The sequence below is a fragment of the Caballeronia sp. 11_S32 genome (assembly GCF_056930355.1).
Genome location: NZ_JBXOWH010000003.1, coordinates 1,276,460 through 1,303,231, shown reverse-complemented (window position 1 = coordinate 1,303,231; position 26,772 = coordinate 1,276,460). Strand labels below are relative to the sequence as shown.

At 62.6% G+C, this 26,772-nt stretch carries 27 protein-coding genes and 4 tRNA genes; 13 read left to right on the top strand and 18 right to left on the bottom strand.

Annotation, left to right across the window (positions count from 1 at the left end):
* The first annotated feature begins 775 nt into the window (after positions 1–775).
* On the top strand, positions 776–1,918 hold the full coding sequence (locus AC1Z32_RS17665; protein ID WP_483479838.1) for a porin: 1,143 nt from the start codon (positions 776–778) through the stop codon (positions 1,916–1,918).
* A 78-nt stretch (positions 1,919–1,996) separates the two neighbouring features.
* Here the strand turns inward: AC1Z32_RS17665 and greB are convergent, their stop codons facing one another.
* Positions 1,997–2,548, bottom strand: a complete 552-nt coding sequence (gene greB, locus AC1Z32_RS17660) for a transcription elongation factor GreB (protein ID WP_483479837.1) — start codon at positions 2,546–2,548, stop codon at positions 1,997–1,999.
* Between the two features lie 151 nt (positions 2,549–2,699).
* On the opposite strand from greB, the gene AC1Z32_RS17655 reads away from it, so the two are divergent.
* Both AC1Z32_RS17655 and AC1Z32_RS17650 read left to right on the top strand, forming a co-directional pair.
* Positions 2,700–2,776, top strand: a tRNA-Arg gene (locus AC1Z32_RS17655).
* Between the two features lie 97 nt (positions 2,777–2,873).
* Positions 2,874–2,950 (top strand) — tRNA-Arg (locus AC1Z32_RS17650).
* Between the two features lie 81 nt (positions 2,951–3,031).
* Here AC1Z32_RS17650 and AC1Z32_RS17645 read toward each other — a convergent pair.
* The 5 genes from AC1Z32_RS17645 to AC1Z32_RS17625 form a co-directional block, all read right to left on the bottom strand.
* Positions 3,032–3,523, bottom strand: a complete 492-nt coding sequence (locus tag AC1Z32_RS17645; protein WP_483479836.1) for a phage protein NinX family protein — start codon at positions 3,521–3,523, stop codon at positions 3,032–3,034.
* 64 nt (positions 3,524–3,587) lie between these two features.
* Positions 3,588–5,984, bottom strand: a complete 2,397-nt coding sequence (locus tag AC1Z32_RS17640) for a RelA/SpoT family protein (protein ID WP_062602540.1) — start codon at positions 5,982–5,984, stop codon at positions 3,588–3,590.
* Between the two features lie 92 nt (positions 5,985–6,076).
* Positions 6,077–6,280, bottom strand: coding sequence for a DNA-directed RNA polymerase subunit omega (rpoZ, locus tag AC1Z32_RS17635; RefSeq protein WP_006999799.1), 204 nt, complete (start codon positions 6,278–6,280; stop codon positions 6,077–6,079).
* Positions 6,281–6,349: 69 nt separating this feature from the next.
* Positions 6,350–7,024 (bottom strand): guanylate kinase, encoded by a 675-nt coding sequence (gene gmk / locus AC1Z32_RS17630; RefSeq protein WP_483479835.1) that lies wholly within the window; start codon positions 7,022–7,024, stop codon positions 6,350–6,352.
* A 9-nt stretch (positions 7,025–7,033) separates the two neighbouring features.
* On the bottom strand, positions 7,034–7,984 hold the full coding sequence (locus AC1Z32_RS17625) for a YicC/YloC family endoribonuclease (protein WP_483479834.1): 951 nt from the start codon (positions 7,982–7,984) through the stop codon (positions 7,034–7,036).
* 258 nt (positions 7,985–8,242) lie between these two features.
* On the opposite strand from AC1Z32_RS17625, the gene rph reads away from it, so the two are divergent.
* The 5 genes from rph (at position 8,243) to AC1Z32_RS17600 (ending at position 12,186) form a co-directional block, all read left to right on the top strand.
* Positions 8,243–9,001, top strand: a complete 759-nt coding sequence (gene rph / locus AC1Z32_RS17620) for a ribonuclease PH (protein WP_483479833.1) — start codon at positions 8,243–8,245, stop codon at positions 8,999–9,001.
* Complete coding sequence (gene rdgB / locus AC1Z32_RS17615; RefSeq protein ID WP_483479832.1) at positions 8,994–9,611, top strand: RdgB/HAM1 family non-canonical purine NTP pyrophosphatase; 618 nt, start codon at positions 8,994–8,996, stop codon at positions 9,609–9,611. Before rph ends, rdgB begins: the two co-directional genes overlap by 8 nt.
* Positions 9,608–10,831 (top strand): radical SAM family heme chaperone HemW, encoded by a 1,224-nt coding sequence (gene hemW, locus AC1Z32_RS17610; protein ID WP_483479831.1) that lies wholly within the window; start codon positions 9,608–9,610, stop codon positions 10,829–10,831. The genes rdgB and hemW overlap by 4 nt, the downstream gene beginning before the upstream one ends.
* Before the next feature lie 11 nt (positions 10,832–10,842).
* Complete coding sequence (locus AC1Z32_RS17605; RefSeq protein WP_483481667.1) at positions 10,843–12,051, top strand: MFS transporter; 1,209 nt, start codon at positions 10,843–10,845, stop codon at positions 12,049–12,051.
* A 45-nt stretch (positions 12,052–12,096) separates the two neighbouring features.
* Positions 12,097–12,186, top strand: a tRNA-Ser gene (locus tag AC1Z32_RS17600).
* A 121-nt stretch (positions 12,187–12,307) separates the two neighbouring features.
* Here the strand turns inward: AC1Z32_RS17600 and AC1Z32_RS17595 are convergent.
* Positions 12,308–12,520 carry a hypothetical protein gene (locus tag AC1Z32_RS17595; RefSeq protein ID WP_483479830.1) on the bottom strand — a complete coding sequence of 71 codons (213 nt, stop codon included), beginning with the start codon at positions 12,518–12,520 and terminating at the stop codon, positions 12,308–12,310.
* 164 nt (positions 12,521–12,684) lie between these two features.
* Complete coding sequence (locus tag AC1Z32_RS17590; RefSeq protein WP_483479829.1) at positions 12,685–13,506, bottom strand: hypothetical protein; 822 nt, start codon at positions 13,504–13,506, stop codon at positions 12,685–12,687.
* 583 nt (positions 13,507–14,089) lie between these two features.
* On the opposite strand from AC1Z32_RS17590, the gene AC1Z32_RS17585 reads away from it, so the two are divergent.
* Positions 14,090–14,407: a hypothetical protein gene (locus tag AC1Z32_RS17585; protein WP_483479828.1), complete on the top strand. Its 318-nt coding sequence runs from the start codon at positions 14,090–14,092 to the stop codon at positions 14,405–14,407.
* Between the two features lie 291 nt (positions 14,408–14,698).
* Here the strand turns inward: AC1Z32_RS17585 and AC1Z32_RS17580 are convergent, their stop codons facing one another.
* The gene (locus AC1Z32_RS17580; protein WP_483479827.1) at positions 14,699–14,854 is read right to left on the bottom strand and encodes a hypothetical protein; all 156 of its coding nucleotides are present in this window, start codon (positions 14,852–14,854) and stop codon (positions 14,699–14,701) included.
* Positions 14,855–14,985: 131 nt separating this feature from the next.
* Here AC1Z32_RS17580 and AC1Z32_RS17575 point away from each other — a divergent pair, with 131 nt between their 5' ends.
* Positions 14,986–15,474 carry a TonB family protein gene (locus AC1Z32_RS17575; protein WP_483479826.1) on the top strand — a complete coding sequence of 163 codons (489 nt, stop codon included), beginning with the start codon at positions 14,986–14,988 and terminating at the stop codon, positions 15,472–15,474.
* Positions 15,475–15,783: 309 nt separating this feature from the next.
* Complete coding sequence (locus tag AC1Z32_RS17570) at positions 15,784–17,088, top strand: MFS transporter (protein WP_483479825.1); 1,305 nt, start codon at positions 15,784–15,786, stop codon at positions 17,086–17,088.
* 21 nt (positions 17,089–17,109) lie between these two features.
* Here the strand turns inward: AC1Z32_RS17570 and AC1Z32_RS17565 are convergent, their stop codons facing one another.
* Positions 17,110–18,294, bottom strand: coding sequence for an OpgC domain-containing protein (locus tag AC1Z32_RS17565; protein ID WP_483479824.1), 1,185 nt, complete (start codon positions 18,292–18,294; stop codon positions 17,110–17,112).
* 259 nt (positions 18,295–18,553) lie between these two features.
* Here AC1Z32_RS17565 and AC1Z32_RS17560 point away from each other — a divergent pair, with 259 nt between their 5' ends.
* Positions 18,554–18,733 carry a hypothetical protein gene (locus AC1Z32_RS17560; protein ID WP_483479823.1) on the top strand — a complete coding sequence of 60 codons (180 nt, stop codon included), beginning with the start codon at positions 18,554–18,556 and terminating at the stop codon, positions 18,731–18,733.
* Positions 18,734–19,373: 640 nt separating this feature from the next.
* Here AC1Z32_RS17560 and minE read toward each other — a convergent pair.
* The 5 genes from minE to map all read right to left on the bottom strand — a co-directional run bounded on the left by minE (position 19,374) and on the right by map (position 22,960).
* On the bottom strand, positions 19,374–19,628 hold the full coding sequence (gene minE, locus AC1Z32_RS17555; RefSeq protein ID WP_483479822.1) for a cell division topological specificity factor MinE: 255 nt from the start codon (positions 19,626–19,628) through the stop codon (positions 19,374–19,376).
* Positions 19,629–19,637: 9 nt separating this feature from the next.
* Complete coding sequence (gene minD / locus AC1Z32_RS17550; protein ID WP_062602505.1) at positions 19,638–20,453, bottom strand: septum site-determining protein MinD; 816 nt, start codon at positions 20,451–20,453, stop codon at positions 19,638–19,640.
* Between the two features lie 88 nt (positions 20,454–20,541).
* A complete protein-coding gene (minC, locus tag AC1Z32_RS17545; RefSeq protein ID WP_483479821.1) occupies positions 20,542–21,327 on the bottom strand; it encodes a septum site-determining protein MinC in 786 nt (261 codons plus the stop codon).
* A gap of 152 nt (positions 21,328–21,479) precedes the next feature.
* Positions 21,480–22,004, bottom strand: a complete 525-nt coding sequence (locus AC1Z32_RS17540) for a GNAT family N-acetyltransferase (RefSeq protein WP_483479820.1) — start codon at positions 22,002–22,004, stop codon at positions 21,480–21,482.
* Positions 22,005–22,177: 173 nt separating this feature from the next.
* The gene (map, locus tag AC1Z32_RS17535) at positions 22,178–22,960 is read right to left on the bottom strand and encodes a type I methionyl aminopeptidase (protein WP_483479819.1); all 783 of its coding nucleotides are present in this window, start codon (positions 22,958–22,960) and stop codon (positions 22,178–22,180) included.
* A 259-nt stretch (positions 22,961–23,219) separates the two neighbouring features.
* Between map and AC1Z32_RS17530 the strand changes: the two genes are divergently transcribed.
* A complete protein-coding gene (locus AC1Z32_RS17530; protein ID WP_483479818.1) occupies positions 23,220–23,570 on the top strand; it encodes a hypothetical protein in 351 nt (116 codons plus the stop codon).
* 109 nt (positions 23,571–23,679) lie between these two features.
* Here AC1Z32_RS17530 and AC1Z32_RS17525 read toward each other — a convergent pair.
* The 3 genes from AC1Z32_RS17525 to AC1Z32_RS17515 all read right to left on the bottom strand — a co-directional run bounded on the left by AC1Z32_RS17525 (position 23,680) and on the right by AC1Z32_RS17515 (position 26,640).
* A tRNA-Ser gene (locus AC1Z32_RS17525) sits at positions 23,680–23,770 on the bottom strand.
* Between the two features lie 127 nt (positions 23,771–23,897).
* Positions 23,898–25,196 (bottom strand): serine--tRNA ligase, encoded by a 1,299-nt coding sequence (serS, locus tag AC1Z32_RS17520; RefSeq protein WP_483479817.1) that lies wholly within the window; start codon positions 25,194–25,196, stop codon positions 23,898–23,900.
* A gap of 127 nt (positions 25,197–25,323) precedes the next feature.
* Positions 25,324–26,640 (bottom strand): replication-associated recombination protein A, encoded by a 1,317-nt coding sequence (locus AC1Z32_RS17515; RefSeq protein ID WP_483479816.1) that lies wholly within the window; start codon positions 26,638–26,640, stop codon positions 25,324–25,326.
* Positions 26,641–26,772: the final 132 nt, after the last annotated feature.

Here is a 26,772-nt window from a genome sequence, read left to right as displayed (position 1 = left end):
ATTAAGCAACCTGGAAACCAGGCGCCGACTTAAATGTAATGCGAGGCTAGTGACGATGTTTAAACTCCACCGAATCGCTCGCTAACTGCGCCATCGATCAAGCCCGCGACGGAGTCCGCAACATCGCTCGATTTCGATCCCGCGAGGCATGGCGATCGCTGGCAGAACCTGCTGTCATCGCCCAGGATGCAAGGCAGCACGCGATGGAAGCCGCTTGACGGCAAGCCGGTGAAGGGCGAAGAAGGCAAAGCTTCCCACTAGAACGGACACCGCAAAAAAAAAGCGCGACCGGGAAGTCGCGCTGACAAAGTTTGGAGATCTTTTTCCGTCAACGAAAAAGTCTGCTTCGGAAAGCAGAATCAGCAGTATAGCGATGCGGTTCGAATGAATTACCTGCAAAACCAGCAAACTTCTATTTCAGATACATCAACAATCCGTGTTCCGGATTTTCCCGTTGCATTTCCACACCGGTTCATGTCGCGCATGCGCAACGTCGTTCGGTTGACAGTTCTCCCCTTACGACTTTATTCGCCGATAAATCGTTGTATATAAAGAAAAATATGCTTTAGCGAGATCATTGCCGCATCAACAATGGTTTATTGCGGAAATTGGAACGTCCCGTCTGTAACACCGTCTTTACACTTCGTCTGGTCCGGAAACAAATGTGTCGCTCCGCTGACGCATTGCTCCTCCGCCCGCGCCTCTCGCAGCGCGCCGGAGCGAGGTTTCCTCAAAGCCTGGGTCCCCGGCCCAATCTGCTCTCGGAGTTACAAAGATGAAAAAGACTCTCATGGTCGCCGCCCTGACGGGCGTTTTTGCCACCGCCGCCCATGCGCAAAGCAGCGTCACGCTGTACGGCCTGATCGACGCGGGCATCACCTATACGAATAACCAGCAAGGCCACAGCAACTGGAAGGCGACGAGCGGTTCGGTCAACGGCAGCCGTTGGGGCCTGCGCGGCGCTGAAGACCTCGGCGGCGGCCTGAAGGCGATCTTCACGTTGGAGAACGGCTTCAACATCATGAACGGCACGAACGGCCAGGGCGGTCGCGAGTTCGGCCGTCAGGCATTCGTCGGTCTGTCGAGCACGCAGTTCGGCTCGGTGACCCTCGGTCGTCAATATGACTCCGTGGTCGACTTCCTCGGGCCTCTGGCTCTGACGGGCACGCAATACGGCGGCACGCAGTTCGCCCACCCGTTCGACAACGACAACCTCGACAACACGTTCCGCGTCAACAACTCGGTCAAGTACACGAGCGCGAACTACGCCGGCTTCAAGCTGGGCGCGATGTACGGCTTCTCGAACGAAGCAGGCGGCTTCGCGGATAACCGCGCATACAGCGTCGGCGCGTCGTACAACTACGGCCCGTTGAACGTCGCTGCCGCGTACATGCAACTGAACAACGTCGGCTCGCCGACGAACAACGTCACCGGCGCGATCACGACCGACAACACGCCGTTCGTCGCAGGCCGTCAGCGCATCTTCGGCGGTGGCCTGAGCTACGCGTTCGGCCCCGCAACGGTCGGCTTCGTCTTCACGCAGACGATGCTGGACAACGCTTCGTCGATCACGAACGTCGGCACGCAAGGCGCGGGCAACATCAACCTGACCGACGGTCACGTCCGCTTCACGAACTACGAAGTCAACGGCCGTTACAACCTGACGCCGGCTCTGTCGCTCGCGGGTGCCTACACGTACACCGACAGCCGCATCGACGGCGAAAGCCCGAAGTTCCACCAGGTCAGCCTGCAGACGGCGTACGCGCTGTCGAAGCGTACCGACGTGTACCTGCAAGGCGAGTACCAGCACATGACCGACAAGGACAACCTGCCTATCGGTGCAGTGATCAACGGCGTCGGCATGTCGTCGAACTCGAACCAGGTTTCGGCGACGGTCGGTATGCGTCACCGCTTCTAAGCTTCACAGGCAGTACCGCTGTAGAAAAGCCGCTCCTCGGAGCGGCTTTTTTTCGTCCCTGCCGCGCAGCGTCGCGGATCAATGCGGATATCGCACGTCCAGGATATCGATCTGCTGCACGCCCGCGGGCGTGTGCAGCGCGACCGTATCGCCGATCTTCGCCTTCAGGAGTGCCCGCGCCACCGGTGAGATCCAGCTCACGTAGCCGCGCTCCAGATCCACCTCGTCCACGCCGACGATCGTGACGGTTTTCACATCGCCGTCGTCGCCCGCGTAGTCCACCGTCGCGCCGAAGAACACCTGGTCGACGTTCTCCTGCCTGCTGCTGTCCACCACTTCCGCCAGATCCAGACGTTTGCCCAGAAAGCGGATGCGCCGGTCGATCTCGCGCAGGCGCCGCTTGCCGTAGATATAGTCGCCGTTCTCCGAGCGGTCGCCGTTCGATGCGGCCCAGGAGACGAGCCTGACCACTTCCGGGCGCTCGGTATCGAGAAGCTGCAGAAGCTCGTCACGCAGCCGCTGATGGCCCGCAGGCGTGATGTAGTTCTTCGTGCCCGCCGGGACGTCCGGATGGCCGAGTTCGAGGTCGTCGTCGGTGTCGTCCGACTCTTTGACAAATGCCTTGTTCATGATGCGAATCGATGTCGAATTCCGAGAGGTACTTTGCTTACGAAACATCAACTTACCACGCCTCGCATGCCTTTCGTGGAAGAAAAATCGATAATTCGGTCAATACCCCTTCCATTTCAAAACAGGCTTGGCTATAATTCCGCTTCTGCGTGCGGCTGTAGCTCAGTTGGATAGAGTACTTGGCTACGAACCAAGGGGTCGTGGGTTCGAATCCTGCCAGCCGCGCCACCTATTTTGGTGTTTTCTCCTTGACGGTCGCGTCAATAACGAAAGCATCGAGCGCTTAACCATAAGCGCGGAAGTAACAAGCAGTACCGTTTTGCGTGCGGCTGTAGCTCAGTTGGATAGAGTACTTGGCTACGAACCAAGGGGTCGTGGGTTCGAATCCTGCCAGCCGCGCCATTTTTTCGAAGGGCCTTCCACACGGAAGGCCCTTTTTGTTTGGTTCATCGAGCTTTTCCGCGTCCGAACACGGCGTACCAGCTACGGGCGGGGCACCGGACTGATATCGCCGATATGCCTGTCGGGCGAAGGCACGTCCTCCACCGATGCCACCGCGCTCGATTCCCCGATCGCCTCGGCGCGCGCGCCCAGCAGCGACTGCGGGCGGCGTAGATATTCCCCCTCGACCGTATCGCCGAACGCATGCCGCACGAACGCGCGCAACAATGCGATCCGCAGCGACACGCCCCGCCCTTCCACCGGCTTGCCGTCCGTGCCGAAGGTGACGGTGCAGACCACCTCGCCACGCCCCTGATCGTGCATCTCGAGCTTGCAGGCGCGCTCCAGCACGACCGATGCGGCCTCCCATGATGTAGAGGGCAGGAAGCGGCCGTCCCAGGGCTTGCCGCGGTCGTTGCCGCGGATGGAGAGCGTCTCGCCACTGTCGGTGAAGTGAATCTCGCGGATGAATTCATGCAGCCCCCGCGCGACCCAATAGTCGAGCGTGGAGCCTTCGAGATCGGAAGTATTCATTGCGGCGCTCTCTCCTGTTCGTCGGACGACGACAGGCATGCACGCCGCGTACCCGCGCGCCGCGTCAGTAGTCGGCGCGCTCGCGGTCGATGCGCATGCCGCCGTCCTGATTGCGGTGATGCGGTTCGTCACTCGGACGCTCGCGCGCGATGCGCATCACGTCCGGATTGGTGCGCACGCGGCGCATGACGTTGGCCAGATGCACGCGGTCGCTCACCTGGATCACGAAGCGCAGGAGCTTCGCTTCCTGCGACACGTCCTCATCCATTGCGATATGGACGATATTCGCGTCCGCCGACGTGATATCCGCCGCGACGCGCGCGAATACGCCCTTCGTGTTCTTCACGAGCACCTTCACGGCGACATCGAAGAGGCGTCCCGGCTGCGGCGCCCACGCGACGTCGATCCAGCGGCCCGGATCGCGCCGATGAATCCGCTGCGCGACACGGCATTCGGTCGTGTGAATCGCCATGCCGAGCCCGATGCCGATGTAGCCCATGATGTTGTCGCCGGGAATCGGGCGGCAGCACGGCGACAATTGCACCGACATGCCTTCCGTGCCCGTGATGACCACGGGCGGCGCGGTATTGGTGTTGTGATGCTCGCGATGCGAATGCTCGTCGTCGTCGGCGATGCCGTTCATCAATACTTCGATGCGCTTCGCCATGACCGCCGCCACGCGACGGCCGAGGCCGATATCCGCGAAGATTTCCTGGCGCGTCTTGTTGCCCGTCCAGAGCACGAGCTTTTCCCACACTTCCGGCGTGACATCGGAGAGCGCGAGGCCGTAGCCCTTGAGACTCTGATCGACGAGCCGTTCGCCCAGCTGGACGGACTCGTTGAGGCGCATCGTCTTCAGGTAGTGACGGATGGCCGAGCGCGCCTTGCCGGTGCGCACGAAGCCGAGCCACGCGGGATTCGGCTTCGAATACGGCGCGGTGATCACTTCGACGATATCGCCGCTCTTCAGCTCCGTGCGCAGCGGCAGGAGCTCGTTGTTGATCTTCACCGCGACGCACTGATTGCCGAGGTCGCTGTGAATGGAATACGCAAAGTCGAGCGCGGTCGCGCCGCGCGGCAGCGGCATGATCTTCGACTTCGGCGTGAATACGTAGACCGCGTCCGGGAACAGGTCGATCTTGACGTGTTCGAGGAATTCGCTCGAATCGCCCGCTTCGCTTTGAATGTCGAGCAGCGACTTGAGCCATTGATGCGCGCGTTTCTGGACGTCGTTCAGATCCGCGCCACCGTTCTTGTAGAGCCAGTGCGCCGCCACGCCGGCTTCGGCGATTTCGTGCATCTTGCGCGTGCGGATCTGGAACTCGATCGGCGCGCCGAACGGGCCGACCAGGGTCGTGTGCAGGGACTGATAGCCGTTCACCTTCGGAATGGCGATGTAGTCCTTGAACTTGCCCGGCACGGGCTTGTAGAGCGCATGCAGCGCGCCGATGCACGTATAGCACTCGAGCGCACTCTCGACGACCACGCGAAAACCATACACATCCAGCACCTGAGAGAACGACAACTGCTTGTCGCGCATCTTCTTGTAGATGCTGTAGATGGTCTTCTCGCGGCCGGTGACTTCCGCGTTGATCTTGGCGTCCGCGATGGTGCGCTGCACCGCTTCGAGAATCTTGCCGACCACTTCACGCCGGTTCCCGCGCGCGGCCTTCACCGCCTTCTCGAGCGTGGCGTACCGATTCGGGTTGAAGTTCGCGAACGAGAGGTCCTGCAGCTCGCGATACGTATTGTTCAGACCAAGCCGGTGCGCGATCGGCGCGTAGATGTCGAGCGTTTCGCGCGCGACGCGCCGGCGCTTTTCCGGCGGCACCGCGCCCAGCGTGCGCATGTTGTGCAGCCGGTCGGCGAGCTTGACGAGAATGACGCGCACGTCGCGCGCCATCGCGAGGAGCATCTTGCGGAAGTTTTCCGCCTGCGCTTCCTCGCGATTGCGGAATTCCATCTTGTCCAGCTTGGACAAGCCGTCGACCAGTTCCGCGACCTTCGCGCCGAAACGCTCCGCGATCTCGGTCTTGGTCACGCCCTGATCTTCGATCACGTCGTGCAGCAGCGCCGCCATGATCGATTGCGCATCCAGCTTCCAGCCCGCGCAGATTTCCGCGACCGCCACCGGATGCGTGATGTACGGCTCACCGCTCTGGCGATACTGCCCGAGGTGCGCTTCGTCGCTGAAATGGAAAGCCGCCTTGACTTCCTTGATCTCTTCCGGAGTGATGTAGCTCGCGAGCGCGTTCGTCAGTTTCGAGATGGAAACGACGTCATGCTTGCGCGGCTGCTCCGGCGTAGCGGTCGGGCCGAACAGATGGCGGAACGACTGTTCGAGGACCGCATCGATGTACTTGCGCGCCGCGTGCGGCTTATCGGCATCGAGCACGGAATCGGCGTCGATTTCGATGTCTGGGTCCACGGCGGCGGAGACGGGCAACGGTGTCTGGCTCATCTTCGCCTCCGTGGTAGTGACGCGCGTGGTCGTCGGTTACGAAAAATGAAACTGCTAAATGAAACGAGTTGAAACGAATAAGCGGGCGGTACTTAGACCGGCACCTTTTTCAGCATTTCGATACCAACCTGGCCCGCGGCGATTTCGCGCAGCGCAACGACGGTCGGCTTGTCGCGGCTTTCGATCTTCGGCGTATGGCCTTGTGCGAGCTGACGCGCGCGATACGTTGCCGCGAGCGCGAGCTCGAAGCGATTCGGGATTTGTTTCAGGCAGTCTTCAACGGTGATACGGGCCATGTTTGTTTCCTTCTCGATGTGGGTTTTATTCTACCTTATGTGACCGAATGACCCGGCCACTGCAGTGCGTCACGATTGCGGCGTGGAGTGGATGCCGAGATCGACGAAAAGCTGCGTGTTGCGCGCGTACTGCGACGTGAAGCGCAGACGCGTCGCGGCGACGAGACAGCGCAATTCGTTGAGCGCGCGATCGAAGTTCTCGTTGATCACCACATACTCCGCTTCCGACGCATGCGCCATCTCGCTGCCGGCCGCGAGCAGACGCCGCACGATCACTTTCTCGGAATCCTGCCCGCGCTTCTTGAGGCGGTCTTCGAGCGCATCGAGCGACGGCGGCAGGATGAAAATCTCCACCGCGTTGCGGAACTGCTTCTTCACCTGCTGCGCGCCCTGCCAGTCGATTTCCAGCAGCACGTCATGGCCCTGCTTCATCTGCTCCGCGATCCACAGCTTCGACGTGGCGTAGTAGTTGCCGTGCACTTCGGCGCTTTCGAGAAACTCGCCCTTATCGCGCCGCTCCATGAATTCATCGACGGACACGAAGTGATACTGCACGCCATTGGTTTCCTTCGAACGCGCTTCACGCGTGGTGTATGAAACCGACAGGAGGATCTCCCGGTCCTCGGCGAGCAGCGCGTTCACGAGCGTGGACTTGCCCGCGCCCGAAGGCGCCACGACCATGAACAGGTTGCCGGGATAGATGCCCGTATAGTGACTATGCGAGCGGTGCGTGGTGTTCGGCATGATGTTGCATTACTCCAGATTCTGTACTTGTTCGCGCATCTGCTCGATGAGCAACTTGAGCGTCATCGATGCATCGGCGAGTTCCTTCGCGGCGGCCTTCGAGCCGAGCGTGTTCGCTTCGCGGTTCAGCTCCTGCATCATGAAGTCGAGCCGCTTGCCCACCTTTCCGCCCTTTTGCAGCACGTGACGCGTCTCGGCGAGATGCGCGGTGAGACGCTGCAACTCTTCCGCGATGTCGATGCGAATGCCGTACATCGTCACTTCCTGACGGATGCGCTCCGCGATTTCCTCGCGCGGCACGCTCGTCGTGACCGTCGTGCCGCCTTCGGTGGTTGCGATGCCGAGCGCGTCCTGCAGACGCTCGACGATCTTCTGCTGATGCTTCGCGATCAGTTCGGGCACGAGCGGCGTGATGCGCGTGACGATCGCTTCCATTTCCGTCACGTTGTTGATGAGCACGTTGCCGAGCGCCGCGCCTTCACGCGCGCGCACTTCGATGAGATCGGCGATCGCCTGCCTGCCGCACGCGAGCACCGCTTCGCGCAGCGTTTCCTGCGACACCGCGCTTTCCGCGAGCACGCCGGGCCAGCGCAGGATTTCGCCGGTGCGCATGCGCTCGGCGTCGGGGAAGATATCGAGCACGGCGCGCTCGAGCGTCGCGAGTTGCGTGAGCGCTTCGCGATTCAGCGCGCCCGCGTTCGCGGTCTGCTCGACGCGATTCAGATTGATGCGGATATCGACCTTGCCGCGCGAGAGCTTGGTCATCAGCATTTCGCGCAATTGCGGCTCGGTCGCGCGCACGTCTTCGGGCATGCGGAAGTTCAGGTCGAGAAAGCGCGAATTCACCGTGCGCAATTCCACCGATACACCGACGCCCGAACCGCCGGCGCCATTGGGTCCCGCGCCATCCGCGACGACTTCGCGCGTCGCGCTGGCATAGCCTGTCATGCTGTAGATCATGGTACGTCTCGCGATGTGAGCCTTCGTTGCGAAGGCCGGTTCGATACGAAACGCCCGGGCGCTCTCGAAAGTGCTCTGGGAATGGCACGCGTTTGGCCGCCGGGCGAGGAATCCGCATTATCCCATTTTTGGCGCACGGCCCGCCCGGATAGCGCTTCGGGATGCCGCTTCGGGACGCATGAGCCGCGCGCAACGTCCACGGTTGAATGACGATAAAATCGGTGGGTTCGCTGGTTCCACTCTCTCTTCCTTGCACCCATGACCGACTCTCCCCTGCTCAAGCCTTCTCCCACGCGTCCGAGCGGCCGCCGCGCAAATCAGCTGCGCGACGTGCGCATCACGCGCAATTACACGAAGCACGCGGAAGGCTCGGTGCTCGTCGAATTCGGCGATACGAAAGTGATCTGCACGGCGAGCATCGCCGAGCGCGTGCCCGAGTTCCTGCGCGGACGCGAGCAAGGCTGGCTCACCGCGGAATACGGCATGCTGCCGCGGGCGACGCACACGCGCAGCGACCGCGAAGCCGCGCGCGGCAAGCAGACCGGCCGCACGCAGGAGATCCAGCGGCTGATCGGCCGCGCGCTGCGTTCCGTGTTCGACCTGAACGCGCTCGGCGCGCGCACGCTGCATATCGACTGCGATGTGATCCAGGCCGATGGCGGCACGCGCACGGCAAGCATCACGGGCGCGTTCGTCGCGGCGCACGATGCCGTCACGAAGCTCATCGCGGCAGGCAAGATCGCGCAGTCGCCGGTGAAGGACTTCGTCGCGGCGATCTCGGTCGGCATCTTCGAAGGCTCGCCCGTGCTCGATCTCGACTACGACGAAGACTCGCAATGCGATACCGACATGAACGTCGTGATGACGGGCGCGGGCGGCTTCGTCGAAGTCCAGGGCACGGCGGAAGGCGCGCCGTTCTCGCGCGAAGAGATGAACGAACTGATCGCGCTCGCCGACAGCGGCATCAAGGCGCTGATCCTGAAGCAGAAGGAAGCGCTGGAGACTCAAGGTGTCTGATGTCAATGGTCTTGGCCGCGTCGTGCTCGCATCGAACAATGCGGGCAAGCTGCGCGAATTCGCATCGCTGCTGGATGCGGCGGGCATCGAACTGATCGCGCAGGGCGAGCTCGGCGTGCCCGAAGCGCCCGAGCCGCACGTGACCTTCGTCGAGAACGCGCTGGCGAAGGCGCGGCACGCGGCTTCATCGACGGGACTTCCCGCGCTCGCCGACGATTCTGGCCTGTGCGTGCGCGCGCTGAACGGCGCGCCGGGCGTGTATTCGGCGCGCTATGCATCCATGAATGGCGGCGCAAAGAGCGATGCCGCGAACAACGCGCGCCTCGTCGCCGATCTCGCCGATAAAGCCGATCGCCGCGCGTATTACTTCTGCGTGCTCGTGCTCGTGCGTCACGCCGATGACCCCGAGCCGCTCATCGCGGAAGGCCGCTGGCACGGCGAAGTGATCGATGCGCCGCGCGGCGCGAACGGCTTCGGCTACGATCCGCACTTCTTCCTGCCGGCGCTCAATGCCACCGCCGCCGAACTCGATCCCGCGCGCAAGAACGCGCTGAGCCATCGCGCGCTCGCGCTGCGCGATCTGCTGCAACGATTGAAGGAACTTGCGTGAGCGCCGGACCGAAGACCATCAACGTGGTGCAGGCATTCACGTCGCCGGGCAGCATCCGGCTGACGTCGCTGCCGCCGCTCTCGCTGTACGTGCATTTTCCGTGGTGCGTGCGCAAATGCCCGTACTGCGATTTCAATTCGCACGAGTGGAAAGACGACACCTTCCCCGAGGACCGCTATCTCGACGCGTTGCGCGCCGATCTCGAAAGCGCGCTGCCGCTCGTTTGGGGACGGCAGGTGCATACGATCTTCATCGGCGGGGGCACGCCTTCGCTGCTGTCGGCGAAAGGACTCGACCGGCTCCTGTCGGACGCGCGCGCATTGCTGCCTATCGATGCCGACGCCGAGATCACGCTCGAAGCCAATCCCGGCACGTTCGAGTCCGCGAAGTTCGCATCGTTTCGCGCGAGCGGCGTGAACCGTTTGTCGATCGGGATTCAGAGCTTCAACGAAGCGCATCTGAAGGCGCTCGGCCGCATTCACGACGCGACGCAGGCTCGGCGCGCCGTCGAAATCGCGGCGAAGCACTTCGACAACTTCAATCTCGATCTGATGTTCGCGCTGCCGCAGCAATCGCTCGATGAATGCATGCACGATATCGAAACGGCTATTTCCTTCGCGCCGCCGCATCTGTCGCTGTATCACCTGACGATGGAGCCGAACACGGTCTTCGCGAAGTATCCGCCTGTCCTCCCCGACGACGACGCCTCCGCCGACATGCAGGACTGGATTCACGAGCGCACGCGCGAGGCCGGTTACGGGCGCTATGAAGTGTCGGCGTATGCGAAGCCGCATCGGCAGAGCCGCCACAATCTCAACTACTGGCGCTTCGGCGATTACCTCGGCATCGGCGCGGGCGCGCATACGAAGCTGTCGTTTCCGTCGAAGATTCTGCGTCAGGCCCGCTTCAAGCATCCCGCGAGTTACATGGACCACGCGCTCTCGCCCACCGAAACCGCGATTCAGGAGGAACGCGAAGTCGGCCCTCGCGATCTGCCTTTCGAGTTCATGCTGAACACGCTGCGTCTCGTCGAAGGCTTTCCGGTGCATGCGTTCGTCGAGCGCACAGGGCTCGCGCTATCCGCGGTCGAACCGGCGCTCGTCGAAGCCGAGAAGCGCGGTCTCATCACGCGCGACATCGAGCGCATCGCGCCAACCGAACTCGGCCAGCGCTTTCTCAACGATCTCCAGGAACTGTTTCTGAAGGACCCGAAAAATTGAGCGCGCCCACGATGGCGCCCGGCCCGGTGATGCGGCATCGCCCGTTCGCGCTTTTCTGGACCGCGCGGGTGATGTCCTCGGTGGCGTTCCAGATGATGTCGGTCGCGATCGGATGGCAGGTCTATTCGATCACGCATAGCGCGTACGCGCTCGGTCTCGTCGGGCTCGCGCAGTTCGTGCCGATGTTCGTGCTGACGCTCGTCGTCGGGCACGTCGCGGACCGTTACGACCGGCGCACGATTGCGTACGTGTGCCAGTCGATCGAAGGCATCGCCGCGCTCGTGCTGTGTCTCGGCGCATGGCACGGCTGGCACGACGTCGCGCCGATCTACGCGATCGCCGCCATCACCGGCGCGGCGCGCGCGTTCGAATCGCCGTCCATGGCCGCGCTCCTGCCCAATCTCGTCGCGCGCAACCAGTTGCAGCATGCGAGCGCGTGGTCGACTTCCGCGAACCAGACCGCGCAGATTCTCGGCCCCGCGATGGGCGGCGTGCTCTATGGCTTCGGCGCGCTGACGGTCTATGGCGCGGTGACGGTCGCATTTCTCGTCGCGGCGTGCGCGGTGACCGCGATCAGGATCGACGAAGCCGTGCGCATGCGCGCGCCGCTGTCGTTCGAGGCGCTCTTTTCCGGTATCGGTTTCATCCGCGGCAAGCCGGTCATTCTCGGGGCGCTGTCGCTCGATCTTTTCGCGGTGCTGCTCGGCGGCGCGACGGCGCTCCTGCCTGTGTATGCGCGCGATATCCTGCATACCGGGCCGTGGGGACTCGGGATTTTGCGCGCCGCGCCCGCGGCCGGCGCGCTTGCCGGATCGATCTGGCTCGCGCACTTTCCGTTGCGGCAGCGCGCGGGCCACGCGCTGTTCGGCGGTGTCATTGCGTTCGGGATTGCGACCATCGTGTTCGGGCTGTCCCGCAATATCTACGTGTCGCTCGTGGCGCTTGCGATGCTCGGGGCATCGGATGTGATCAGCGTGGTCGTGCGCCTGTCGCTCGTGCAGTTGCAGACGCCCGATGAAATGCGCGGGCGCGTCGGTGCGATCAATTCGCTGTTCATCGGGACGTCGAATCAGCTCGGCGAGTTCGAATCGGGCATGACGGCGGGGCTCTTCGGCGCGGTGCCGGCCGTGCTGATCGGCGGGATCGGCACCATCGCCGTCGCGCTTTTGTGGATGCGCCTTTTCCCCGCGCTCAGGGCGACGAAATCGCTCGAAGGTTGAACGCTCCTCGCGGCGTGTGACTTGCGCTACAATACGCGCCTTGCTGGAGGTGTGGCCGAGCGGTTTAAGGCACCGGTCTTGAAAACCGGCGAAGGAGCGATCCTTCCGTGAGTTCGAATCTCACCGCCTCCGCCAGAGAATGATAGAAAGCCTCGTAAGTTCAAAAGCTTACGGGGCTTCATGATTTCTAGCCCATCAATCGGCCATCAGCGGCATAGCTGTCGGCAGCATCAAAATTTGTCGCGTTTTCCGTCTCCTAATCTTCTCGGTCGGCTGTTCCTGCCGTTTCCCGAATCTCAAGCGCGTTGAATTCGACAACAATCTCCGCACCGGCAGTGGCGGCAACCAGCGCAATCTCCTTTCCGGGCACCTTGGAGAATCGGTCTGATTCGGTCAAAGTTGAAAGTGCTCGCTCGTATAGCGGATCGTCCGGTCGCAGGATCGTAATGTCGTAGACGATGTTCAACATGCCGAAGTGTTCAACTACGCAACGGCTGGTCCCAGCGAACGTGAGCTCCGCTCGTCTCCCCTCGAAGCATAGACTCAAAATTAACCGGTTGTCTTCGCGCGTTGAAACGGAATCGATTTGCCAGTCGTGAAAGAAAACAAACTTATTTAGAATATCCATGGAGCTTAGAATATAGAGACTGGATTTCCGTTATCGCGCCTCCCATTTTCCCAATTGTGAGAATGCGGCGCACCGATTCCGTGATCGTGGCCGAAATCAATGTCGATAGCAGCGTCGCCGTTTGCATCGTAGTATCGCCACTGTTTTTTTCCAGAAGGATTCTCAAGCCAACTATTGGGAGGCCCTCCGGTACTCGGCAACCAAGCAGTCTGCGTATAGTCGCCCGTAATGCCTGGAGCATACTCGAATGCCGACGCGTCGCCGAGCGGTGACGACGTATTGAGATTCTGCGGCATACGCGACGGTGTACCCATCATCTGCTGAACGGTCGCGTATGGGTTTGCGTCCTGTGGCTGCTGTGGTTCAGCTGCGTGCCGCTTTTGCCGATCCTCTTGAATCGCGTTGACGCAAATTCGCAAATCCTCGTTCCTCGGCACGAAGACGAGATTGCCGCTTCTTACCTCATCAAGCACCGCTTCAGCGACCTCGCTGACTTCGTATGGGAAATATGCTGGGCCGCGATGGAGATCGATACGCGCGAGCACAGACCGCAATTCAGTCTCGCAAGCGGTCAGGGAAGTGTGGAGGAAACCCTGCTGAAGGAACGCCTCTCGCGCGATCTGCATGGCCACGGTTATGTCCGCAATCTCGCTGCGGGTCACCTCGGTGAAGTGTTGGCTGGTTCCAAAACAGTAATGGCGAACCGGGTCGACCGTGTGTGAATCCCGCACGCTCAGATAAATCGATTGGTTCACGCTGCGCCAGAAGAGGTGGACGTGCTTAAGGTGTTCGCTATCGGTGCCGTAGTACGGTGCAAGATAAAACATGTACCGTGCTCCCCCTTTGTGCTGTCTTTGAAGGGGGACAGAGGTAACACGAAAGAGCCGGCCAAAACCAGTGCGTTGTTCCGAAACGGACAGCCCATCGTTCGGCCAGAATTTCTGCTGAACGCTACAAGCGTTGATTCATGTTGCCGGGGCGTCAGGGGCAAAATCAGCAACGAGCTTCCAAGTGTGCTCAGGCTCAGCCGCGCGCCGGCCTTCGCAGAGTTCGACCCACCCCATGCGGAGCAAGCACTCGCACGACCGCCCCACCGCTCGCTTCGATATCCTTACAGATTAGAGAAGCCGCCACCCAACCTATGATCGCCCTTCCGCGAATTTCAGACAAACCGCATATCCGACGCGCCCGCAGCCACGTATCTTCCCCCTGCCTCCTTTCCGAGTTTCCCCATTCTCGATTTAAGGAGGCCTTCAATGGGTAAGGTTGGATTTCGGCCTCGCATAGCGCGAGGCCGTTTTTTCCCGTCACCTGAATCCAACAACCGCGCGCTTCAAAAGCAATCGGTGTGAACACGGCGGCCGCAACGGCATCTAACCGCCTCATCGATAACAACGCGGAGAACCGCCCATGAAGCCAGGCCGCATCCTGCCCATCCTCGTCGGCTGCATCGCCGCCGCAAGCCTGTCGGCACATGCCCAGCCTCAGCCCAACGCGCAATGGCGCGCGACCGAGGCAACTCTCTTCGATCTGATCCAGAACGGCTATGGAATCGTCGCGGTGACGAGCGTCGCCGCGCGCAGCTCAGGGCTTCCCGAAGACACCTACGTCCTTCAGAAAACCAATAGCGTCTATCGCTGCGTGGAAACGCGCGCGGCGGAAACCGGCACGGTTCGATCGACCGCGCCGATACACTGCGCCGAACTCGTCAAGCCCTATACCGACTGACCTCGAAGCCAGGAGCGGCGCGCATCGGCGCCGCCCTTCGTTTCAGTTATCGTCGGATCTGACAGGCGGCCGAACATGCGGAACCGGCTCCGCCTTCGCCGCATCCTGCTTCGGCGCCGCAGGTTTCGCTTCGCCCTTCGAATGCGCGCTGGAAGCCGGTTGCTGTTGCCGTGCGGGCGCGCCCGACTGTGCAGGTTCGTTCTTGCGTGACATGGCATCCTCCCGAAAACCGGGGACATCCCCTCACTACCTTAGCACCGCCGCGCCGATGCCGCACACGTCGCGCGCGGCTCAGCCGACCGGCGCCTCGCCCTCGCCCGATTGCTTGCCGGGCCTGTCGTTCGGGCCTTGCTTGCGGTTTTCGTCATCGCGCTCGGGCAGCTTGCTCTTTTCGTTGTCGCTGTGTTCCACGGGCTGCCCTTCCGGCCGATTCGTCTCGCTGCTCATGACTTCCTCCCTCGGTGCTTTGGAATGAAAGCATCGTCAGCAAATCCCGCGCCCGAGCGCGCGCTGGCGCACGTTTATTTCCTGCCCCCGACGTTGGAAGCGACTACTATTAAAGTAACGCTCTCTCTGTCATGCCTGCGATGTTCGCGCCACGATCCTGCTCTCTCCTCATTGCGGTGATCGGCGCGCTCGCGACGACCGCCTGCACGATCACACCGCCGCCGAGCGTCGTGGCTGCACGCAACGCCCCGCAGGCCATCCCCGCTTTAACGCTCGACGAATACAAGGCGCGCATCGCGCAGCGCATCTTCGAGCGCAATCCATCGCTCGTGCTGAAGGGCACGCCGCAAGCGATGCTGCGCTCCTTCGTGCTCGTGTCATTCACCGTGGACCGCGGCGGGCGAGTCGTCGACTCGTCGGTGTATCGCACCAATGGCGACGACGAAGCCGAAGCCACCGCACTCGCATCGCTGCGCCGCGCTGCGCCGCTGCCCGCGCCGCCCGCGCGGCTTCTGAACGGCAATGGCCAGCTCGAGCTCTTCGAAGGCTGGATGTTCAACGACAACGGTCAGTTCCAACTGCAAACCTCGCACTCGCCACAGGCGACGACCATCGATTGATTGGCGCTCACCGCGCACGCTCGTTATAATTTTTGGCACCCCTGCCGGACCCGCTTCCGGCGCGGCCTTCGCCTCGTGCTCACCCCGCACGTCGCGCGAAGCGCCTGAGCGCAGCCCAACTGCGCCGCGACATCGCGCGCCACTCGCGCACGCCGTCAAACCCTGGCTTTCGTGCCATCGCATCGCAATCCCTACAAAAACCTGACGCGCATCGAGCGATGACATCGCTCGTCACTTCGATCGATCGCCCTCGCCCGGCGATGCGCGCGACAATGCTTCGCAACACCGCAACACGACAACGGAGACAGCATGTCCTCATCCTCGCTTTCCGCCGCAAAGCCCGGCGACGGGTCCCAAAGCGCTTCTCGCGTCATTTTCGCGAGCTTCATCGGCACCGCCATCGAGTTCTACGACTTCTATGTCTATGCGACCGCCGCCGCGCTCGTCATCGGTCCCGTGTTCTTTCCGCACGACTCGCCCGCCGCGCAGGCGCTCTCCGCGTTCGTCACGTTCGGCATTGCGTTCTTCGCGCGGCCGATCGGCTCGTTCCTGTTCGGGCACTTCGGCGACCGCATCGGACGCAAGTCGACGCTCGTCGCATCGCTTCTGGTGATGGGCGTCTCGACGACGCTGATCGGCTTCGTGCCCGGCTACGATTCCATCGGCAGCCTCGCGCCGATCCTTCTGTGCATCCTGCGCTTCGGGCAAGGCATCGGACTCGGCGGCGAATGGGGCGGCGCGGCGCTGCTCGCCACCGAATACGCGCCGCAGGGCAAGCGCGGGCTCTTCGGCATGTTCCCGCAGCTCGGGCCGTCGATCGGCTTTCTCGCGTCGAACGGGCTCTTCTTCGGTCTCGCGCTTTCGCTGTCGGACGAGCAGTTCCGCAGCTGGGGCTGGCGCGTGCCGTTCATCGTGAGCGCGGTGCTGGTCGCGCTCGGTCTCTACGTGCGCCTGAAAATCGCGGAGACGCCGGCGTTTCGCGCCGCCGTCGAGCGTGACGAGCGCGTCAAGGTGCCGGTCGCGACGCTGCTCGGCAGCCATCTGGTGCCGACGCTGCTCGGCGCGTTTGCGATGGTCGTCTGCTACACGCTCTTCTACATCTCGACGGTGTTCTCGCTGTCGTATGGCGTCGCCAAGCTGCATTTCGCGCGCGAGACGTTCCTCGGCCTGCTGTGCTTCGCCGTGCTCTTCATGGCGATTGCCACGCCGATCTCCGCGATTGCCAGCGACCGCTTCGGCCGCAAGCCAGTGCTGATCGTCGGCTGCGTTCTCGCGATCCTCTCCGGCTTCGCGATGGCCCCGCTCCTCGGCAGCGGCGACACGATCCAGGTCGCGCTCTTCCTCACGATCGAGCTCTTCCTGATGGGCGTCACCTTCGCTCCGATGGGCGCGCTCCTGCCCGAGCTCTTCCCGACCAACGTGCGCTACACGGGCGCGGGCGTCGCGTACAACCTCGGCGGGATTCTGGGCGCGTCGGTGGCGCCGTACATCGCGCAACTGCTCGCCAATCGCGGCGGGCTGTCGTGGGTGGGCGGGTATGTATCGGCGGCGGCGGCGGTGAGCCTCGTCGCCGTGTTGTGCATGCGTGAGACGCGCAACATCACGCTGAAGTGAAATGGAGACCGGCCGGCGCGCTCAGCGATCGCGCCGGCTGGCGGCGTGGGCGGGCACCGGCCTGCCCTCGATAACCGGAATGCGCGGCGTCGGCCGCTCGATCTCCTTCGCGCGCGCCGCCTTCGCCGCCTTGCGATCGGCCCAGAAGCGCGCGAGCCAGAGCAGGCTGACGATCGCGATGCCATCGGCGATGAGCCCGAGAATCCAGTGCGACGGATAGCGCCCGAGGCCGAGCACGCCCATCGCGCGCAGCGCCGAATCGAGCACGAGCGACACGCACGTACCCGCGATGAAGCACACGAGCCCTTGCTGCCCGATCGTCACGATGCCCGGCAGCTTGCGCGCCAGCTTGCCGACCCAGCCCGCGTGGACCCCGCGCGCGACGATCCACGCAATCGCCCCGAAGCTCACGATGCGCAGCGTCGCGAGGTTCTGCTTCATGTATCCCGGCGGCGCCTGCGTCTCGAGGAAAAGCTTGAAGAACGCGAAGGTCAGCGCGATCGCGATCGCCCCTGCAGTCAGCCAGCGCGCGAGCTTGCCCGCATGGAATTCGCCGCTGATCGGCTGGACCCGCGCGAGCACGCCGGTCATGAACATCAGCTGCCAGGCGAACGGGTTGAACGACCACGCTTCGCCGTAGGTGCCGGGCAGGAAGCGCAAGAGCGGCATGGCCGCGAGCCACACGAGCAGGCTGCCGAAGATCGCGACGACGGGTTTTCTCTGCGCGAGCGGCACGATCACGGGCACGGCGAGCGCGAACACGGAGTACATCGGCAGCACGGCCGAGAGATACGGCTGCTGACGCAGCAACGCGATATCGGCGATAAGGCCCGCCGGCCGCACGAGAAAGGTCGGCCACTCGGTGTACTGGACCATCGGTGTGTCGACCTTCAGCGCCATCAGCAGTCCGCCGCCGATCAGCATCAGAAACGCCGTCAACAGGTACGCGCGATAGATTTCCCAGCTGCGTTTGAAAAAGCGTCGGCGGGCGGATGAATCGCTACGGCGAGTCGCAAGCGCCGTATAAGCCGCCGCCGACGCATAACCTCCGAGAAACACGAATACTTCGGCGGAATCACAAAACGCGTATTGATGCAGCGTAAAGCGGGACAGCACGCTTCCCGTTATATGGTCCACCGCGATAATCAGCAGCACGATTCCCCGAAAGAAATCGACTTCGAGAGAACGTGTCGTCGGGGAAGTCATCTGGGCGAATGCTCCACGAACATGCGGTTCGGCGCGCCGCCGGACTGGCTTGGCGCGCATACGGGGTTTGTACTGACGCGGGAAAGAAAATTCCCTGAATCAGCCAGTATTTAAATTAACACTCGATGGCAGTCGGCAAGCTGGCGGGAAAATGACTTTTTTGTCCGCTTTCCCGCAAATATGTCGCTGCCTATACTGGAAATGAGTTCAATGAACCAACGCGCGAAAAGTTGTGCACGACAGAAAAAGGGAGGCCGCCATGCACTTTCATCTGGAGAGTTCGCATCTCGTCGCAATGGTCACCATCGCGCTATTGACGGCGCTGCTTCTCGCGGTGAAGTTCCGCCCGGCGACATGGCGCGGCGTGGTTTGCGAAGCGGTCATCGCGAATATCGGCGCGATCCTGGCGGTAATCGCGTTCGAAGTGCTGACCGCCTGAACCCATCGACGCGGGTATCGCACGCCGCGTCCGCAAAGAAATTGCGAATTGATTGAACTTTCGCGGGCGCACCTGCTCTGAGCAGGTAATGCCGTTCGTTGAGTTCCTCCGAACTGAACGACTGGCACCCTTCTCCTCTCCGCTCCTGCTTATTGCGGGAGCGTTTCTTGGGCGCCTGGCGAAAGCCTCGCGCCTGTTCTTTTTTCTGGCCTGCGCATCAGCTTACGTTCGTCATCACGATGAAGATGCACGCGCGACGAAGCCTTGCGCGGCGTCAGCGAATCAGATCCAGTGACCCGGAACGTAGCGCTACTGCCCACGGAAAACCGACCTCATGTCTGAAGACATCGAACGCGCATGACGCGCGGATGAAGGCTTCACGGAGGAGAATGCCCGCTTGCTTTTTTCAATGCACAAGCACGCGCAGGCGATGACACGCACGGCAGAGCCAAGAGGTCGTATCCGCAACGTTTTGTGGTGACGTGTCTGTGAACTGTCGCTCGCCGACTGCGCACACGGAAACCGGCGAAGACTGAAGCGCAAACGTTGTCGCAATAAGCAAAAAGGCCAGGATCGCCTGATCCTGGCCTTTGGCATTTCTTGCGATAACGCGACGCGCACCCGCGCGCCGCACGCAGCATCATGCCTGCGGAATCTCGATCTTCACTTCCAGCACTTCGAGGTCGTCCTGACGCTCGAGGCTCACGCGAATATCGTCATCGGAAATCTTCACGTACTTCGAAATCACGGCAACGAGTTCCCGTTGCAACGCCGGCAGATAATCGGCGGCGGCTCTGCCACCCGCGCGCTCGTGCGCAATGATCAACTGCAAGCGTTCCTTCGCGACCGTAGCGGACTTTCTTTTCTCGCCCAGCAAAAACGAAAGAATCGACATTGCGTCCCCTTACTTGGTGCCGAAGATGCGTTGCAGCAGACCAGGCTTTTGATAATCGGTGAAGCGCAGCGTCTTCTCTTCTCCCAGGAAGCGCGACACCACGTCCTTGTACGATTCGGCGACATCCGTGCCGTCCAGGTGCACGGCCGGCAAACCCTGATTCGATGCATGCAGCACCGCTTCCGATTCCGGAATCACGCCGATCAGCTCGATACGCAGGATTTCCTGAATGTCGGAGAGCGACAGCATTTCGCCCTCGCTCACGCGCTTCGGGTTGTAGCGCGTGATGAGCAGATGCTCCTTGACCGGCTCCTTGCCTTCCTTCGCGCGCTTGGTCTTCGACGACAGGATGCCGAGAATGCGGTCCGAGTCGCGCACCGACGACACTTCCGGATTCGTCACGATGAGCGCTTCGTCGGCGAAGTGCATCGCCATCAGCGCACCGGACTCGATACCCGCGGGCGAATCGCAGACGATGTACTCGAAGTCCATCTTGACCAGCTCGTCGATGACCTTCTCGACGCCTTCCAGCGTGAGCGCGTCTTTATCGCGCGTCTGCGATGCCGGCAGGATGTAGAGGTTCTCGCACTTCTTGTCCTTGATGAGCGCCTGATGCAGGTTCGCTTCACCCTGAATGACGTTGATCAGGTCGTACACCACGCGGCGTTCGCAACCCATGATGAGGTCGAGATTGCGCAGACCGACGTCGAAGTCGATCACGGCCGTTTTGTGGCCGCGCAATGCGAGCGCCGATGCGAAGCTCGCGCTGGTGGTCGTCTTGCCGACGCCGCCCTTCCCCGAAGTCACCACAATGATTTTTGCCATACAAGTACCTTGTGTTCGTCAATAGGTCCGCTCGCGTTGCTTTCGGGCGCGCGCCAGGGGCATCGGGCGCGCGAGTCGATACAACCCGTCAGGTCAGACGCAGCGGTTCGATCATGAGTTTTTCTTCTTGCAGCCAGATCTGCACCGGCTTGCTCGCGACATCGGCGGGCAGCGGGTTCTCGGTCGTCCGATAGATGCCCGCGATGGAAATGAGTTCCGGCTCGAGACAGGTGCAGAAGATGCGCGCGTCGAGATTGCCATGCACGCCCGCGAGCGCGCGGCCCCGCAGTGGCGCATAGATATGGATATTGCCTTCGGCGATCACCTCGGCCCCGTACGACACGAGTCCGAGCACGATGAGATCGCCCTTCGCGTAGACCTGCTGGCCCGAACGCAGCGGACGATCGATGATGGTCGCTGGCTGCGGCAGCACCGCGGGCGCGGGCTCCTTCGCGACGGCCGCTTCGATGACCGCGGCGGCTTCGGTGTTCGGCTTCGCTTCGTCGGCCGAGGGCTTCGGCGCGCCGCGCCGGTCACGCGCTTCGAGAATCGGCAGGCCGCCTTCGTTCGCCCATTGGATCGCCCACGTCTGCGCAGGCAGCGCGACGATGCCGATCGGGCGCATGCGCACGCTCTTCAGCAAGGTCTCGAGTTCAGCGAGCGATACGCGCTCACCTTCGCCACCCTTCGCGGAATCGGCGAGACGGCGCACGTCGATGGCGACGACATCATTGGCGAAGAATTCGGGAGTCGCTTCGAAGCGCCGCGTGAGTTCCGTGCGCAAGGCATCGAGGTCGGGAGTCTTGACGACGAAGAGAAGCGTGTCGACGGAGCCGCTGCGCAGTTCGAAAAAGGGCGTTTTGTTGAGCGACATAAGAACGGCCAAAAATTTTGCGTATTTTACAGGCGTTGCCGCACACGGCCATAATTTTTGAGACCGATTTCAGCGATCGGAAATGGGCAACGCGCGCCGCGCGGTGCGCATGGCACGCGCGATAAGCGACGACAGAACGCGCCTGACGCGCGTCAGGCGGGATGCTCGGCGTCCATATGAAGCACGAAGAGCGCCTCGGCTTCTTCCTCGTGAGACGGCATCGCGCGGCGCTCGCCGGTGGGGCCGAAACCGAGACGCTCATAGAAGCGCATCGCGGTGCGGTTCTCCTCGGAGATCCACGCATGCACCTCGGCGGCGCCCTGCGCGGCGAGCCATTGCGATGCGACATTCACGAGCAGCTCGCCGCCGCGCAGATGCCGCACGGCCGGCGCGACCCACAGCGCGCTCACGAATGCGCGCGCGGCCGGCGACTCTTCGACGTATGCATGAACGAGACCGCAGGGATGTCCTTCGGTGTAGAGCAGAAAAGTCGCGAGCCGCGGCGAGCTCGAGTGCAGGGCCGCGGTTTCGTCAAAACACGACGGCTCGACGAGCAACGCATCTTCCAGCGTCTCGCCGAATGCGTACGGTGCTTCGCGCAGCGATGCCGTGCGAAGCTCGCGCAACACCGAACCTTGTTGCGCGGCGATGCGGCTGACGGTCAATGAGGGACTCATGCGGGCGCTCATGCAGACTATTTCTCTCTCACTTTCAGGCTCCATGCGCGTGCGGCTCTGTCGGCCGGTCCGGCGCGCGGGCCACTGGCATAGCTTCAACCGAACGGGCGAACCCGTCAATTCCTAAATCCCGGAAAGTGCTTTACAGCGCACACGGGTTCGCGCCGCGATGCTCACGGCGCTTCATAAGCGCCGGTGCCGTCGGGCCACGGCGTGAGCAATTCGAAGCCGTCATCGGTCACGGCGACCATGTGCTCCCATTGCGCCGAGAGCGAGCGGTCCTTCGTCGTCACGGTCCAGCCGTCGCGCGATTGCTGCGTGGCCGCGCGGCCGGCGTTGACCATCGGCTCGATCGTGAAGACGAGGCCCGGCTTCAGGCGCAGGCCCGCGCCGCGCTGACCATAGTGCAGCACTTGCGGATCTTCGTGATAGACGCGGCCGATGCCGTGCCCGCAGTATTCGCGCACCACGGAGAAGCCTTCGCGATGCGCGACGCTCTGGATGGCCGCGCCGACGTCGCCGAGGGTCGCGCCGGGGCGCACTTCGCGCATGCCGGCGAGCATCGCTTCATAGGTCGTTTCGGTGAGACGGCGCGCTTGTGCGCTCGGCGTGCCGGCGTAGTACATGCGGCTCGTGTCGCCGTAGTAGCCGTCCTTGATGATCGCGACATCGATGTTGATGATGTCGCCGTCCTTCAATTCCTTCGGCCCCGGAATGCCGTGGCACACGACGTGATTCACCGAAGTGCAGACCGTCTTCGGAAAGCCCATGTAGCCGACGTTGGCGGGAATGGCCTTCAACTCGTTGACGATGAAGTGGTTGCAGATGGCGTCGAGTTCGTCGGTAGTGATGCCCGGGCGGACATGTTCGGCGATCATCGCGAGGACTTCGGCGGCCATGCGGCCGGAGATGCGCAACTTTTCGATGTCGGCGGGTGTCTTGAGCGTGATGGCCATTGAGCAATGCGAATGGGTTCGTGCCGGATGCGTGCTGCCCGCGCGCGTGTTTTCGCCGATGCTTCAGGCGGACGGCGCGCGAGGACAATGGGCCCGATGATAGCACTCCCGCCGAGGGTCGCCTCTTGGAAAGGCGCTTGCGCGCTGCATTTCGAGGCTTCGGGTGCGTTGTTTTCGGATGAGCCGCGTTCGTCGCGCGCCCTTGTGACGGGCGCGTGTTTGTGTTTTAGTGGCGCGATTTCGAACTTGCCGGAGCGATATGAACTTACATCGATTTGCCTACCTTGGCGCTGTCTTCACGGGCGTCGCCGCCCTCGCCGCATGCAGCTCGACGAGCGGTCCCGAGTTGCGCGCGTCCAAGCCTGTGATTCATGTTTCGTCGGCGCGGGCCGCGTCGGACATTTCGAGCTGTCTGCAACGCATGATTCCGTCCGCGCAGACGAGACGCGATCAAGGATCGACAGAGTTGATGGTCGGGTCGAATGCCTGGCTCGTGACGCTGACGCCTTCGGCTTATGGCTCGATCGTCAAGGTGCAGCAGTCGTCGGGCGATGATGGCGGCGTGCCGGAGCCGGAACTGCGGTTCGACATTGCGCGGTGTACGACTTGAGGTAAGCGAGATATGAGCGGCGGCCGCCTTGTAGCGACGCCGCTTCAAACAACGTTCCGGCCAAAAGCAAAACCCCGCAAGCCTTTCGACTTGCGGGGTTTCAGTATTCTGGCGGAGAGGGTGGGATTCGAACCCACGGTACGGGAAAACCGTACGCCTGATTTCGAGTCAGGTACATTCGACCACTCTGCCACCTCTCCGTCTACCAATCGCGCTTTACTTTCGCTCCGCTTTGATCGGCCTTCGTTAAGCGGGTCGTTGCTCAACGAAGAACGAAAGTATATCGAAGTCTTCTGACCTTTCCAAGCCCCTTTTTGAAAATAAACGTCACGCCGACGCAGGAACTTCGATTCTTTCCACACCGCGCATATACGGCCGCAGCACCGCCGGAATCGTCACCGAGCCATCCGCGTTCTGGAAGTTCTCCAGCACCGCGACGAGCGTGCGTCCCACCGCCAGCCCCGAGCCGTTCAGCGTGTGCACGAACTCCGGCTTGCCCTGCGCATTGCGGAAGCGCGCCTGCATGCGGCGCGCCTGGAACGCCTCGGTATTCGAGCAGCTCGAAATCTCACGATACGTGTTCTGCGCAGGCAGCCACACTTCCAGATCGAACGTCTTCGCCGCGGAGAAGCCCATGTCGCCCGTGCAGAGCGTGATCACGCGATACGGCAGTTCCAGCTTCTGCAAGATGGTCTCCGCCTGACCGACCATCTCGTCCAGCGCGGCATAGGAATGCTCCGGCGCCACGATCTGCACCATCTCGACCTTGTCGAACTGATGCTGACGGATCAGGCCGCGCGTATCGCGACCATACGAGCCCGCCTCCGAACGGAAGCACGGCGAATGCGCGGTGAGCTTCACCGGCAGCGCGTTCGCTTCGAGGATGCCGTCGCGCACGGTGTTGGTGAGCGAGATCTCCGACGTCGAAATGAGGTATTGCGTGACCGTGTTCTCGTCGCCGCCCTTCTCGACGCGGAACATGTCGTCGGCGAACTTGGGCAGCTGGCCCGTGCCGTAGAGAATCTCCGGATTCACGATATACGGCGTGTACGCCTCGGTATAGCCGTGCTGCTCCGTGTGCGTGTCGATCATGAACTGCGCGAGCGCGCGATGCAGCCGCGCGATCTGACCGCGCAGCAGCGTGAAGCGCGCGCCCGAGAGCTTCGCTCCGGTTTCGAAGTCGAGGCCGAGCGGCGCGCCGACATCGACGTGATCCTTGATCTCGAAGTCGAACGAACGCGGCGTGCCCCAGCGCCGCACTTCGACGTTCTGCGTTTCGTCGTTACCGACCGGCACGCTTTCGTGCGGCAGGTTCGGCACGGTCAGCATCAGGTCCGACAGGCGCTTCTGGATCTCTTCCAGCTTCGCCGCCGATTCCTTCATCGTGTCGCCGATGCCGCCCACTTCCGCCATCACCGCCGACGTGTCCTCGCCGCGGCCCTTCATCGCGCCGATCTGTTTCGACAGGCTGTTGCGGCGCGCCTGCAGTTCTTCGGTGCGGGTCTGGATCTCGCGGCGCTCGGCTTCGAGCGCGGCGAAGGCGGCGACGTCGAGCGTGTAGCCTCGATCGGCGAGGCGCTTCGCGACGCCGTCCAGGTCTTTGCGGAGGTGTTGGATGTCGAGCATGGCGGGGGCTGCTTGTTAAGTAATCGGAAACGCCGATTTTAGCGCACGGTCATCGCGCGCCGGCGCAATCGGCGGTCCGAATGACGAAACGCCGTTGGCCCGCGCGCGAAACGAACGGCGGCGGATTTCACCGCTTCTTTTCGTCGCGATGCTCGCGCCGCCAAGCTTCGTCGAGTTCGGCGAGGCGCGCGAGCTTTTCGCCGATCTTGCCTTCGAGCCCGCGCGGTGTCGGCCGATACCAGTGCGGCTCGCGCATGCCGTCGGGCAGATAGGTTTCGCCGGCGGCGTAGGCATCGGGCTCGTCGTGCGCGTAGCGGTATTCGTGGCCGTAGCCGAGCTCCTTCATCAGCTTGGTCGGCGCGTTGCGCAGATGCACCGGCACGCCGCGCGACTGATCCTTGCCGACGAAGCGCCGCGCCTCGTTGTACGCGTTGTAGCCGGCGTTCGATTTCGGCGCGACCGCCAGATAGACGAGCGCCTGGCCGAGCGCAAGCTCGCCTTCGGGCGTACCGAGCCGCTCGTAGGTTTCCGCTGCATCCAGCGCGATGCGCGCGGCGCGCGGATCGGCGAGACCGATATCCTCCCATGCCATGCGCACGATGCGCCGCGCCATGTAACGCGGATCGGCGCCGCCGTCGAGCATGCGGCAGAACCAGTAGAGCGCCGCGTCCGGATTGCTGCCGCGCACGGATTTGTGCAACGCGCTGATCTGGTCGTAGAACGCGTCGCCGCCTTTGTCGAAGCGCCGCAAGTTCTCCGCGAGCGCGCTGCCGAGCAACGTGCCGTCGACTTCGGTCTGCTTTTGCTGCGCCGCCGCGCGCGCGACGATCTCGAGGTTGTTCAGCAGCTTGCGGCCATCGCCGTCGGCGGAACCGATCAGCGCGTCGCGGGCTTCGTCGGTGAACGTGAGGCCGCCGAGTTCCTTCGTCGCGCGCTCGAGCAGTTCCTTCAGCTCGTCGGTGTCGAGGCTCTTCAGCACGTACACCGCCGCGCGCGACAACAACGCGCTGTTCACCTCGAACGACGGATTCTCCGTCGTCGCGCCGACGAACACGAACAGCCCCGATTCGACGTGCGGCAAGAACGCGTCCTGCTGGCTCTTGTTGAAGCGATGCACCTCGTCGACGAACACGAGCGTCTGATGCCCGTTCGCGCGATGGATCTGCGCGGTCTCCACGGCCTCGCGGATATCCTTCACGCCGGACAGGACCGCCGAAAGCGAGATGAACTGCGCGTGAAACGCATCGGCCATGAGGCGCGCGAGCGTGGTCTTGCCGACGCCGGGCGGGCCCCAGAGAATCATCGAATGCGCCTCGCCGGATTCGAACGCGACGCGCAGCGGCTTGGCTTGGCCGAGCAGATGCTTCTGGCCGATCACGTCGTCGATGGTGCGGGGGCGCAGGCGCTCCGCGAGCGGAACGGTGCCACGGTTTTCTTCGAACATGTGCTTGTCGGGCGCAGTGAGATGCGCGTGGGCGTCAATCGGAATCGGATCAGGCTCGATCGGCTTCGATTGGCGCGGGTGAATCAAAGGCGGCGATAATCATGCCCTTTTCCGGCGCGCGTGTGCATCGGC

Excerpts from the sequence above, each read along its gene's own strand:
- AC1Z32_RS17665 (WP_483479838.1), top strand. The coding sequence starts at position 776 with ATGAAAAAGACTCTCATGGTCGCCGCCCTGACGGGCGTTTTTGCCACC.
- greB (WP_483479837.1), bottom strand. The coding sequence starts at position 2,548 with ATGAACAAGGCATTTGTCAAAGAGTCGGACGACACCGACGACGACCTC.
- AC1Z32_RS17645 (WP_483479836.1), bottom strand. The coding sequence starts at position 3,523 with ATGAATACTTCCGATCTCGAAGGCTCCACGCTCGACTATTGGGTCGCG.
- AC1Z32_RS17640 (WP_062602540.1), bottom strand. The coding sequence starts at position 5,984 with ATGAGCCAGACACCGTTGCCCGTCTCCGCCGCCGTGGACCCAGACATC.
- rpoZ (WP_006999799.1), bottom strand. The coding sequence starts at position 6,280 with ATGGCCCGTATCACCGTTGAAGACTGCCTGAAACAAATCCCGAATCGC.
- gmk (WP_483479835.1), bottom strand. The coding sequence starts at position 7,024 with ATGCCGAACACCACGCACCGCTCGCATAGTCACTATACGGGCATCTAT.
- AC1Z32_RS17625 (WP_483479834.1), bottom strand. The coding sequence starts at position 7,984 with ATGATCTACAGCATGACAGGCTATGCCAGCGCGACGCGCGAAGTCGTC.
- rph (WP_483479833.1), top strand. The coding sequence starts at position 8,243 with ATGACCGACTCTCCCCTGCTCAAGCCTTCTCCCACGCGTCCGAGCGGC.
- AC1Z32_RS17605 (WP_483481667.1), top strand. The coding sequence starts at position 10,843 with ATGGCGCCCGGCCCGGTGATGCGGCATCGCCCGTTCGCGCTTTTCTGG.
- AC1Z32_RS17595 (WP_483479830.1), bottom strand. The coding sequence starts at position 12,520 with ATGTTGAACATCGTCTACGACATTACGATCCTGCGACCGGACGATCCG.
- AC1Z32_RS17590 (WP_483479829.1), bottom strand. The coding sequence starts at position 13,506 with ATGTTTTATCTTGCACCGTACTACGGCACCGATAGCGAACACCTTAAG.
- AC1Z32_RS17585 (WP_483479828.1), top strand. The coding sequence starts at position 14,090 with ATGAAGCCAGGCCGCATCCTGCCCATCCTCGTCGGCTGCATCGCCGCC.
- AC1Z32_RS17580 (WP_483479827.1), bottom strand. The coding sequence starts at position 14,854 with ATGAGCAGCGAGACGAATCGGCCGGAAGGGCAGCCCGTGGAACACAGC.
- AC1Z32_RS17575 (WP_483479826.1), top strand. The coding sequence starts at position 14,986 with ATGCCTGCGATGTTCGCGCCACGATCCTGCTCTCTCCTCATTGCGGTG.
- AC1Z32_RS17570 (WP_483479825.1), top strand. The coding sequence starts at position 15,784 with ATGTCCTCATCCTCGCTTTCCGCCGCAAAGCCCGGCGACGGGTCCCAA.
- AC1Z32_RS17565 (WP_483479824.1), bottom strand. The coding sequence starts at position 18,294 with ATGACTTCCCCGACGACACGTTCTCTCGAAGTCGATTTCTTTCGGGGA.
- AC1Z32_RS17560 (WP_483479823.1), top strand. The coding sequence starts at position 18,554 with ATGCACTTTCATCTGGAGAGTTCGCATCTCGTCGCAATGGTCACCATC.
- minE (WP_483479822.1), bottom strand. The coding sequence starts at position 19,628 with ATGTCGATTCTTTCGTTTTTGCTGGGCGAGAAAAGAAAGTCCGCTACG.
- minD (WP_062602505.1), bottom strand. The coding sequence starts at position 20,453 with ATGGCAAAAATCATTGTGGTGACTTCGGGGAAGGGCGGCGTCGGCAAG.
- minC (WP_483479821.1), bottom strand. The coding sequence starts at position 21,327 with ATGTCGCTCAACAAAACGCCCTTTTTCGAACTGCGCAGCGGCTCCGTC.
- AC1Z32_RS17540 (WP_483479820.1), bottom strand. The coding sequence starts at position 22,004 with ATGAGTCCCTCATTGACCGTCAGCCGCATCGCCGCGCAACAAGGTTCG.
- map (WP_483479819.1), bottom strand. The coding sequence starts at position 22,960 with ATGGCCATCACGCTCAAGACACCCGCCGACATCGAAAAGTTGCGCATC.
- AC1Z32_RS17530 (WP_483479818.1), top strand. The coding sequence starts at position 23,220 with ATGAACTTACATCGATTTGCCTACCTTGGCGCTGTCTTCACGGGCGTC.
- serS (WP_483479817.1), bottom strand. The coding sequence starts at position 25,196 with ATGCTCGACATCCAACACCTCCGCAAAGACCTGGACGGCGTCGCGAAG.
- AC1Z32_RS17515 (WP_483479816.1), bottom strand. The coding sequence starts at position 26,640 with ATGTTCGAAGAAAACCGTGGCACCGTTCCGCTCGCGGAGCGCCTGCGC.